At 31.8% G+C, this 11122-nt stretch carries 7 protein-coding genes; 4 read left to right on the top strand and 3 right to left on the bottom strand.

Annotation, left to right across the window (positions count from 1 at the left end; genetic code table 11):
* The first annotated feature begins 167 nt into the window (after positions 1-167).
* Positions 168-1160: a tryptophan--tRNA ligase gene (gene trpS, locus AB2369_RS07385; protein WP_367665838.1), complete on the top strand. Its 993-nt coding sequence runs from the start codon at positions 168-170 to the stop codon at positions 1158-1160.
* 102 nt (positions 1161-1262) lie between these two features.
* Here the strand turns inward: trpS and yidA are convergent, their stop codons facing one another.
* Positions 1263-2069 carry a sugar-phosphatase gene (gene yidA, locus AB2369_RS07390; RefSeq protein ID WP_367665839.1) on the bottom strand — a complete coding sequence of 269 codons (807 nt, stop codon included), beginning with the start codon at positions 2067-2069 and terminating at the stop codon, positions 1263-1265.
* Positions 2070-2375: 306 nt separating this feature from the next.
* Here yidA and AB2369_RS07395 point away from each other — a divergent pair, with 306 nt between their 5' ends.
* Positions 2376-2954, top strand: coding sequence for an AAA family ATPase (locus AB2369_RS07395; RefSeq protein ID WP_367665840.1), 579 nt, complete (start codon positions 2376-2378; stop codon positions 2952-2954).
* A gap of 63 nt (positions 2955-3017) precedes the next feature.
* Complete coding sequence (locus AB2369_RS07400; protein ID WP_367665841.1) at positions 3018-4610, top strand: peptide chain release factor 3; 1593 nt, start codon at positions 3018-3020, stop codon at positions 4608-4610.
* Between the two features lie 281 nt (positions 4611-4891).
* Here AB2369_RS07400 and AB2369_RS07405 read toward each other — a convergent pair whose 3' ends face one another.
* Positions 4892-5266 (bottom strand): desulfoferrodoxin, encoded by a 375-nt coding sequence (locus AB2369_RS07405; protein WP_367665842.1) that lies wholly within the window; start codon positions 5264-5266, stop codon positions 4892-4894.
* Positions 5267-5452: 186 nt separating this feature from the next.
* Between AB2369_RS07405 and AB2369_RS07410 the strand changes: the two genes are divergently transcribed.
* Positions 5453-5653, top strand: a complete 201-nt coding sequence (locus AB2369_RS07410; RefSeq protein WP_367665843.1) for a hypothetical protein — start codon at positions 5453-5455, stop codon at positions 5651-5653.
* Positions 5654-5780: 127 nt separating this feature from the next.
* Here the strand turns inward: AB2369_RS07410 and AB2369_RS07415 are convergent.
* A partial coding sequence (locus AB2369_RS07415) for a glucoamylase family protein (RefSeq protein ID WP_367665844.1) occupies positions 5781-11122 on the bottom strand: 5342 nt, incomplete at its 5' end.

An 11122-nucleotide genomic window follows, 5' to 3' on the forward strand; every position in this document is an offset into this window, starting at 1 on the left:
GATGTATAACTTAAGAGTTGATTTAGTAACCCTATATATGATTTTATTTTAATTCTTAATGAAAATCTATAAAAAATAGTAGTTACATTAAAAAGTAGTAATAGATCTATTTCTAAATATCTGTCTTTAATACCATTTGGAAAATAGATTCAATAAGGAGGATAAACATGGAAGAAAAAAAAGTTATATTTAGTGGAATTCAACCTAGTGGTAGCTTAACCCTTGGAAACTATTTAGGAGCCTTAAAGAACTGGGTTAAACTTCAAGATGAATATGAATGTTATTATTGCATCGTAGATTTACATGCAATAACTGTAAAACAGGAGCCTAAAGATTTAAGAAAAAATACTCTTGAGGTGTTATCTATATATATAGCTTCTGGAATAGATCCTGAAAAAAATACTTTATTTATTCAATCTCATGTACCTGCTCACAGTGAAGCTTCATGGCTATTAACATGCTCTAGTTATATGGGAGAGCTTTCAAGAATGACTCAATTTAAGGATAAATCTCAAAGCAGAGGGGAATCAGTCCCTGCTGGATTATTAGTATATCCTGTATTAATGGCTGCTGATATACTTTTATATCAGGCAGATCTAGTTCCTGTAGGTCAGGATCAGAAACAACATCTAGAGCTATCTAGAAACTTAGCTGAAAGATTTAACACCACCTATAGTCCTACATTTAAAATTCCAGATCCTTATATACCTAAGGAAGGAGCTAAAATAATGGACCTTCAAGAACCAACTAAAAAGATGTCAAAGTCATCTGATAATCCAAACAGTTTTATATTAATAATGGATCCTCCAGAGGTTATAAGAAAGAAAATTTCTCGTTCTGTTACAGATTCAATAGGCATTGTAAACTATAGTGATGATCAGCCTGGTATTAAAAATCTTATAAATATTATATGTGCAATAAAAGGTTTCACTCCTGAAGAGGTTGTAGACATGTTTAAAGGTAAGGGCTATGCTGAATTTAAATCCTATACTGCTGATGTTATTGTGGAAGAGCTTACCCCAGTTCAAGAAAAGGTAAAAGAACTTCTATCTGATAAAACTCACCTTGAGGAAATTTACAAAAAAGGTGCTGAAAAAGCTAACTACGTAGCTAGAAAAACCTTAAGAAAAATGCAGAAGAAAATAGGTTTTATTCAATAAATTTAAAATATAAAAAAAGTGGCTCACCATGGGGTAAATGGTGAGCCTAGGGGGTTATCGTTTTATATATATCTATCAAAAGCCCTAAAGCTTTTTAGCTGGTTAACTGTTTAATACAAATTTTTCAATGACATGGGCGACTCCATCTTCATCATTAGTTTTTGTAATATAATCTGCACAGTTTTTTAGTTCATCAAATGCATTGCCCATAGCAACACCGAGACCTGCATATTCAATCATATGAAGATCATTTCCAGCATCACCCATACATATAACTTCTTCTTTGTTTATATTAAGACTCTGTGCTAGATTCTTAACTCCCTCTCCTTTATTAACCCTTTTATCAAGGAATTCTAAAAAGAAAGGAGCGCTTTTCATTATAGTATATCTGGAGTATAACTCCTTTGGTAGTTCGTTTATTGCTTTATCTAACTTTTCTGGTTCATCTATCATCATTATCTTTAGTACATCTGTATCTTCATCTAATTCTTCAAATTTAACTACTTCTACTGGTATTTCGTTTATATCTGCTTCTAGTTCTGTGTATTTGCTCATTTTAGGAGTTATACATCCATCTTTAGTAAAAGCATGTATATTAATATTTAAATGCTTGCTTATATTATATAGTTCCATTAAGTGTTTTTTCTTTAAACATGTTTTACTTACAACTTCCTTAGAATATGTATTTTGAACTAAAGCTCCATTATAAGTTATGGCGAAGTCTCCTTCCTCCATCATGTCTAATTCACTTAAGTACTTTTTTATTCCAGCCATAGGTCTTCCTGTAGCTAAAACTACTTTCACACCTTTTTCCCTTGCCTTTTTTATTGCGTTCTTTGTTCTATCTGATATTAAATGGTTACTATTTAAGGTAGTTCCATCCATATCTAAAGCTATCAACTTGTACATAAAAGCACCTCCGGCATTGGTTTTCTTTGCTGAAACTTACAAAAGTTATTATAACACCTTTTTCATATTTGTAATTATACATAAAACCTTGTTTAAATTTGTTTTTTCTTGTTGAAAATGTTTTTATCTGTTTAGTTCTCTTCTTATTTCTATTTTACTAAAAAATTTTTTTCCAATTGAAAATTCCTTTAGAAACTGTTATAATTACTACGTTAACTGGCTAGTAGCTGTTATCTTCTACTAAACTTTACATTAGAGGATAACATATGCTAGCCAAAAATGTTTTTAATGGAGGATTATAAAACTATGCCTATTAGAATAGCTATTTTAGGTGGCCCAAGATGTGGGAAAACTACTCTTATTCAACAATTATATGTTGATATGAAAATTAAAGGATTAAATGTTGGTATGGCTACTGAGTATTGCACTGAATACCTAAGAGATAAGGGTCCTATAGAAAGTTTATCAGATCAATATGGTATTTATTTAGGCCAAATGCTTATTGAAAATGCTTTAACTGACTTTGATTATGCTTTAACTGACTACGCTACCTTTATTCCATATATATATGCAAGATACATGTCAGGATTTAAAGAAAAGAGAAATAAAGAAATAGAGATAATAAAAGATCTTTATGCCTTAGCCTTAAAAGATGTAAATAAATATGATCACATATTCTTTGTGCCAAGAGAATTTGGTTATAAGCAAGATGGAGTTAGATGGCAGGATGAGGATATGGCTAAAGATGTAGACTCTAATATAAAAGGATTCTTAGAAGCTGAAAGAATACCTTACACAGTGATAAATGGAGAAACTAAAGAAAGAAGCAAAAAAATCCTTGATATATTAGAAGGAAAAAAAGAAAATGTGAAAAAAGAGGCTTAACTTATATTTTTAATAGACTTATAATAAAGAATTAGGCCTATACTACTTAATAGGAGGTTAACTATGAGTGAATTAATTAAAGAAATAGAAAAACGAAAGACCTTCGCTATTATTTCTCACCCAGATGCTGGTAAAACTACATTAACTGAAAAATTCCTTTTATACGGAGGGGCTATAAGACTTGCTGGTTCTGTAAAGGCTAGAAAATCTTCTAAGCATGCTGTGTCGGACTGGATGGAAATAGAAAAGCAAAGAGGTATATCAGTAACTTCATCTGTTATGCAATTTAATTATGATGGTTATTGTATAAACATACTAGATACTCCTGGTCACCAGGACTTTAGTGAAGATACATATAGAACCCTTATGGCAGCTGATAGTGCTGTAATGGTTATTGATGGTGCTAAGGGTATAGAAGCACAAACTAAAAAATTATTCCAGGTCTGCGCTCTAAGAGGTATCCCTGTATTTACTTTTGTAAATAAGATGGATAGAGAATCTCAAGATCCTTTTGAGCTTTTAGAAGAAATTGAAAATGAGCTTGGAATAAAGACCTATCCAATGAATTGGCCTATAGGATCTGGTGCTCATTTTAAGGGAGTATTTGAACGTGAAACTAATAATGTATTAGTTTTTAATGGTGGAAATCATGGTCAAACAGAAGTTGAAACTGTAAAAGGTTCAGTTGACGATACTATATTCACAGATCTTTTAGGAAGTGATCTTCACGAAAAACTTAAAGAGGATATAGAACTTCTTGACTATGCCGGTGATGAATTTAGTGTAGAGAAAGTGTCTTCAGGTGACTTAACACCTGTGTTCTTTGGAAGTGCTTTAACAAACTTTGGTGTAGAAGCTTTCTTAAAACACTTTTTAACTCTTACAAGCTCACCTACCCCTAGACAATCAGACATAGGTGAAATAGATATATTTGATGAGCCATTCTCAGCATTTGTCTTTAAAATACAAGCTAACATGAACCCTCAACATAGAGATAGACTTGCATTTATGAGAATTTGTTCTGGAAAGTTTGAAAAAGGAATGGACGTTTTCCATGTCCAAGGTAAGAATAAAGTTAAACTCTCTCAACCACAACAATTTTTAGCTCAAGACAGAGAAATAGTTGATGTGGCTTATGCAGGAGATATAATAGGTGTATTTGATCCAGGTATATATAGTATTGGTGATACCCTATGTAAAAATCCAAAGAAGTTTAAGTTTGAAGGAATACCAACCTTTGCTCCTGAACATTTTGCTAGAGTTAGACCAGTGGATTCTATGAAAAGAAAGCAGTTTGTAAAAGGTATTACCCAAATTGCTCAAGAAGGTGCTATTCAGGTATTTAAAGAGCATTTTGTAGGAATGGAAGAGATTATAGTTGGAGTTGTAGGTGTTCTACAATTTGAAGTTTTAGAATACAGACTTAACCATGAATATAACGTAGATATTAAAATGGATAGACTTCCTTATAACTATGTTAGATGGATAGAAAACACTGATATTGACATGGATTCTATAAGTGTAACTTCTGATACTAAGAAGGTTAAGGATCTTAAGGATAGAAATCTTCTTATATTCCAAAGTGATTGGGGTATAAGCTGGGCTCTAGATCATAATAAAGGTCTTGTATTATCTGATATCGGTAAAACGGAATAATATATGTAAAAAAATAAAAACCAGCTATTATGTTGGTTTTTATTTTTTATTTATTAATTCTTTAAAACTCTAGATTTTAAGTAGTGTATAAAATAAGCTTTAAGTTATATTATGAATAAACCCTCTCAAAGCTCAACCTTTGAATAAGCTTTAAATAATGATAGCTTATGATTTAGTTTCAATCATCATGTAGTTTATCTATATAACTTTATAACTAAAATTAAAGGAGGCTTGTCTTATTAGACAAGCCTCTTCCTTATGCTATCTTTTTTTCTTATATATTAAGCCTTCCAAAGTCCGTGTAGGTTACAGTATTCTCTTACTGATATGATTTGTTCCTCTATTAAGAACTTAGCTTCTGGCTTTTCTCCTGGATTTAAGTGCTTTCTGTAAACCTTATTTTCAGTGATTACTTCTATCCACTCGATATAGTGCTTTTCTTCCATTGGGTGTTCTACTGACCCAACTTTTACAAGAACTCCACCTTCTATTTTTTCTATAACTGGAATATGCTTTTCTTTAGCAGCATCCACTGTATTCTCTACTAAATGAGTCATTGGCTTTCCACAACAAACTAAGTTTGCCATTGATGGATGAACCACCTCTACCATATGTCCACATGTTTCACACTTATATACTTCATTTAACTTTGACATTACAAAATCCTCCTAACAAACCTTATTTATCTATATTTTCATTATATCAAAATATTGTATAAAGTTTAATAGGATATTGTGAAAATTTACTATTTATTAATAATTACTATTGATTAACTCCCCATTTATTACTTGTTATATTTTTTATAGATTGAGTAAAACTATTTATTAAGGAAGGTGATTATAATGAAAAATCATAAAGAAAAAGTTTATCTTCCCAAGGAAAGATACTATCTAGAACAGGAGCCTACTAATCGTCGAAGCTATTCTAAAGATAGAAAAACCTATAGCAGAATGCCTGATAATGTAACTGATGATATAGTAGCGAACAATATTGCATATCAAGAATTTGATTACACCCATGTAATGGAAGATTTAGAGGACTAAATCTTCTAGTTTTACTCTTGTAGCAGAAACCCTATAAAAAGGAGCTATGTAGTAATTCATATATATGAGTTATTACATAGCTCTATGTTAAGTTATAATTTAAAAATTTTTTGATACAGCTTCTTATTTAGACAATTATAGAAACTTCATGTATTCCTTCACTAAATAATATAACATCCTCATCTATTTTCTTACTATTCATATATAATCCCTTCTCTTCTCCTCTTGTAACTGTTATATTATATATTTCCTTTTCATTCCTTCTATAAGTTATAGAGTACTTATTCCAACTACTTGGCATATTCACATTTACAGTAAAGCCTTTTCCTTTAACTAGTTGAAATCCTAATATTGACTGAAGTATAACCTTATATGTCCATGATGCTGCCCCAGTGTACCAGCTCCATCCACCTCTTCCTCCATGTGGCTCTTTAATATATACATCCGCTGTTATTACATAAGGTTCAACCTTATACTTTTCACACTCCTTAAATGTTAGGGTATGATTTATAGGATTTATCATATTTAAAAGCTCTAATGCTCTTTCTGTATTACCAATCTCAGCCATTGCCATTATGACCCAAAGAGCTGCATGGGTATACTGCCCTCCATTTTCACGAACTCCTGGCACGTATCCTTTTATATATCCTGGCTCTAATTTAGAGCTATCAAAAGGTGGTGATAAAAGAAGAATCATTCCATTTAACTGATTTACTAAATAATCCTCTACAGATTTCATAGCTTTTATCTGTCTTTCTCTATTATTTCCTTCAGCTATTATGCTCCAGCTCTGAGGCAGAGAATCAATAGAACATTCTTCATTTTCAATAGATCCTAGTGGAGTACCATCATCAAAATAAGCTCTTCTATACCAAGCTCCATCCCAGGCATTTTCTTCTATATTATTTAAAATCTCTTCCCTAAACTTTAAATACTTTTCTTCTCTTTCTACATCTCCCATATGTTTGCATATATCCGGGAAGTATTTTAGTATGTAGGAAAGGAACCATCCAAGCCATACGCTCTCGCCAGTACCCTTATTTCCCACTGTACTCATACCGTCATTCCAATCACCACAACCCATAAGAGGTATACCATGTTCCCCTAGCTTTAGACTTCTATCAATAGCCTTTATGCAATGTTCATATATAGTTCCTTTTTTAGTTGAGTAATTAGTTAAAGTATATCTTTCATCTTCTCCTTTAGCTAATGGCTCATCCTTTAAATAATACTCTTCTTCCTCTAAGATACTATAGTCTCCAGTATTATTTATATAATCTATAACACCATAAGGAAGCCACAATAAATCATCACTGAACCTTGTTCTTATTCCAGAATCCACTACTGGATGCCACCAGTGCTGAACGTCCCCTTCTTCATATTGTCTTGAGGCATTTAGCCTTATTTGATTTCTAGTAATATTTGAATCTACAAGACCTATGGATAGTGAATCTTGGAGCTGATCCCTATATCCATAAGCTCCTCCTGATTGATAGAAAGCAGTTCTTGAATAATATCTACAACTTATAACTTGATAAAGTAGCCATCCGTTAGCTAATATGTTTAAGCTATCATCTGGAGTACTTACTTCAAAGGTTCCTACAAGATTTCTCCAATGAGTTTCTACTTCATTTAGCTTATGTGATACAAAATCAATGGTAGAATAACTTCCTAATAAATTTCTTATATTTTCTATATTCTCCTCTGCTCCCATTACAATAGTTAATATCTTTTCTTCATTACCCTCTATATATACGGAAGTTCTGTAGCTTAATATAGAGTCAAAGCCTCCACCTACCTTGTTATTTAGTCTATCAATATCCATAGCCATTGATGAGTTTATGTTTCTACCTCTTCCTATGAAATCTTCCCTATCTCCACAGTAGCTAATATCTTCTCCTCCTATTATTTTTAAATAGCAGTTTGTATCTCCAAACTTCTCACTGTAAGGGTTTTTTCCATATATGAAGTTACCTTCTTCATCATAATAAGTGGATATGGTTTTATGAACTCCTTGTTCATTCACCCCTAAAATCAAATTGCTATAGTAAGTTAAAGATATTTTTCTTTTATTTCCTTGTAAGTTTTTAAGTTTCACTATTCCTATCTTAAGACTATGATCTAATGGGGTAAACCAAGTTATTTCCCCTTTTATATCATTACTCATATGACTAAATTTAGAGAAACCAAATCCATGCTCTACTACATACTCTTCTTTTCCTCTTAAAGGTTTTGGGGTTATACTAAACACTTCTCCATTTTCTTCATCTCTTAAAAATAAAGCTTCCCCTAATGTGTCACTTACAAAATCATTATTCCAAGGAGTTAGTTTGTTCTCCCTTGAATTCTTATACCATGTATAACTAGACCCACTTTCTGATATGTGAAACCCAAACTTTTTATTACTTATTACATTTATCCAAGGTGCTGGAGTGTTATTGTTGTTTTTTAATACTATAACGTAATGATTCTTCTCATTAAAACCGCCTAGTCCATTAAAGAATTTTAACCTTCCTATATCATAGCACTCTTCGTTACTTCCACTAGATTTACCTTGATTTCCTTCCCATATACTCTCACCTATTTCTGCCATATACTTTTCCCTTTTCCACTTTAGAGGCATTTCTTCTACTACCTCTTCTTTTATAATGGAATTATTATAAACTTCCTTAGGAAGTCCTCTAAGATTGTAGGTGAGATTATCCTCTCCCTTAAATAACAGAGAGAAAAATGCATCCTCTTCTTTTCCATCTATATATATGGTGCTTATGGCTTTTATAAAGCTTATTCCCTCATCCTTTAAGTTATCATAGCTTTGAATGAATATTTTTCCTCTTAAATTATTAATACTTGCAGAGGAATATTTATTTATAATTGTAAAAAGCGAACCTTGAAGAGGCATATCATAACTAAATTCCTCTTCATTTATTACTAAAAGATCGAATTCTACTCCTCTTCTATTTAGGTACTCATGACACTGTACACATTGTCGTACTATATCTACATGAGATGTATCCTTTATATTTAATGTAACTATAGGTAAGTCTCCTGACACTCCAAAGGACCATAAATCCTTTTGATGCTTATTTAAAGATTTTATATAAGTTTCCCTTCTCCTTATATCCTTGTTAGTGTAGAGTATTCTACTAGCCATCATTTGATAAAGAGACGCCTGCTTATATTTAAGACCTAAATATGAAAGCTCCCCTAAAGAATTATTATAAGATCCATTAAATATCCCTCTACATCCTTCTATAGATGAATATCTATTACATATATCTATTGCCTCTTCCTTACTTTCAGAACTTCCAATAACTACATATGCTTTAACCTTTTCACCCTTTGGTATTTTCATTCTTATTCTTTGGCTAAAAATAGGATCAATTACAGTACCTTCACTATTTTCAAGAGGAATTTCTCGGTTCATAACCCTTGGATTATCTTCATCATTTCCACGTCCTATAAAGTTTAATCTAGAAGTCTCATACTCAACTGCCCCTATTTTTTCTCCTTGAAATAGTATCTTTTGAAATATATAAGGTTTCTTTTGTCCCTTGGCTCTAGGCCTTCTGTATGCTAAAAGCACATTATCTTCAAAGGATTCTGTTCTTATAAATAAGTTACTAAAAGCCTTGTGAGATATATCTGCTTCCTGGGTGCTTAAAGTAACCTCTAGGTATGTTGTAATCTCTATTACTTTATCTTCCTCAGTATTATTCTCAAGAGTCAATGCCCTAACTTCCATATTCTCTTCATTACTTACTGCTACAGATAATTTACTTTCTATTCCTCTGTACTGATTTGTAAATTCTGCTTTATGAAGTGTAAAATCTACATGATATTTATCAGACTCTCTCTTTGTTGGTTGAAAAGTAGCACTCCAATATTCTGAAGAGCTCATATCCCTTAAGTATATGAACATCCCCTTATTATCATTTACATAATCCTTACTCCATCTATAAAGATTCATATCTTTAACCTTACTAAATCCACTTCCGCTATTGTTTATCATTGTATGATAGCTTCCATTAGATAGTACTACGCTCTCTGGAAACTCTGTAATTCCAGTATTATAGTTTCTAACTATTACCTCTGGAAGCTCTTTATTATGAAGCTTTTCTTCCTTAAATCTTTCCTTATGGAAGGTTATATCCCTATATGTGCTCTCTTGAAGAAGGAGTTCTCCACTTATAACCTCTTCTTTTTTATGGAATCTTTCCCTGAATATATTGTTACTTAAAACATTAACAATACTCATTAATGCCATACCTTCATGATGTATCATAAAGGATTTTATTATTGAAAATTCCTTCCCTTTTGATACTCTATCTTTTGTATAATCAAGGGCCTCATAGAATCCATAAAGACCTAAAACCTTATTTCTCTCTAAAACTTTTAAGTTTCTTATAGCTTTCTTATAATCCACCATTAAAGCCATCATAGTAGAATATGGCGAAATTACAGTGTCATCTTCTAACCCTCTTTTTAATCCTGCTTTAGGTATACCAAAGGCTTTATACTGGTATATCATAGAGTTATCAAAATGGAAATATCCACTTTCAGATATTCCCCAAGGTATTTTCTTTATCTCACCATAGTAAACTTGCTCTTCAACTACCCCTTTATAAGTTTCATTCCAAAGAGACCCTTCATAATTTTTTAGTATTATAAAAGGCATTAGGTATTCAAACATAGTTCCACTCCATGATAAGAGTCCAACTCCTCTTCCCATAGGAGTTAAGGATCTACCTAGATTCCACCAATGTTCTTCAGGTACATCACCTTTAGTTATAGCAACATAGGAAGCTACCCTTGCCTCTGATGCCATAAGATCATAATAGGAGTTGTTTAAAGTTTTATTATTAACATCATAGCCTATAGAAAATAATCCTCTATCCTTGTTATATAACATAGAAAAATCCATGTTATCTCCTATGGATTTTAGTTTGCTTAAAATATCTTTCATATCATATTTAAGTTTCTCTAAGGACTTTATACCTCTCTTTATAAGGATTCTAAGTTCACTGTTATTAGTAAGTTCCTCCTTATTGTCCTCAAGGAGGATATTAAGCTCTTCTGTTATGTTTTTTAAAGAAGTCTCTAATAGAATATTATTAAGGGTTTTAGAAAGTATTGAATCCTTACTACCAGATAAATCAACCCAAGGTGCTATTATTTGTAGTTCTTTTATGTAAGTAGTAACATTCCCTCTTAACTTACTTACCCAATAGGTTTTTCCTTCTATCTTCTCTACCTCTTTACATCTACTTCTTATATCCATTAAAAGCTTTTTATACTCACATAGGGTAAGTTCTCTTTTAAGTTCTTCTTTAAACGATTCAAAATATCCACTTAAACTAAGCTCTTCTATGGCAAGATCTAAAGTATCATCTAAGCCTTTTCTATAATTGGGATTGATAAATGGGTTATTTATATATTCTTCTATGGTTTTCTCCGTAAGCCATATAT

This window comes from Clostridium sp., assembly GCF_040797585.1.
Lineage (GTDB): Bacteria > Bacillota > Clostridia > Clostridiales > Clostridiaceae > Clostridium_Z.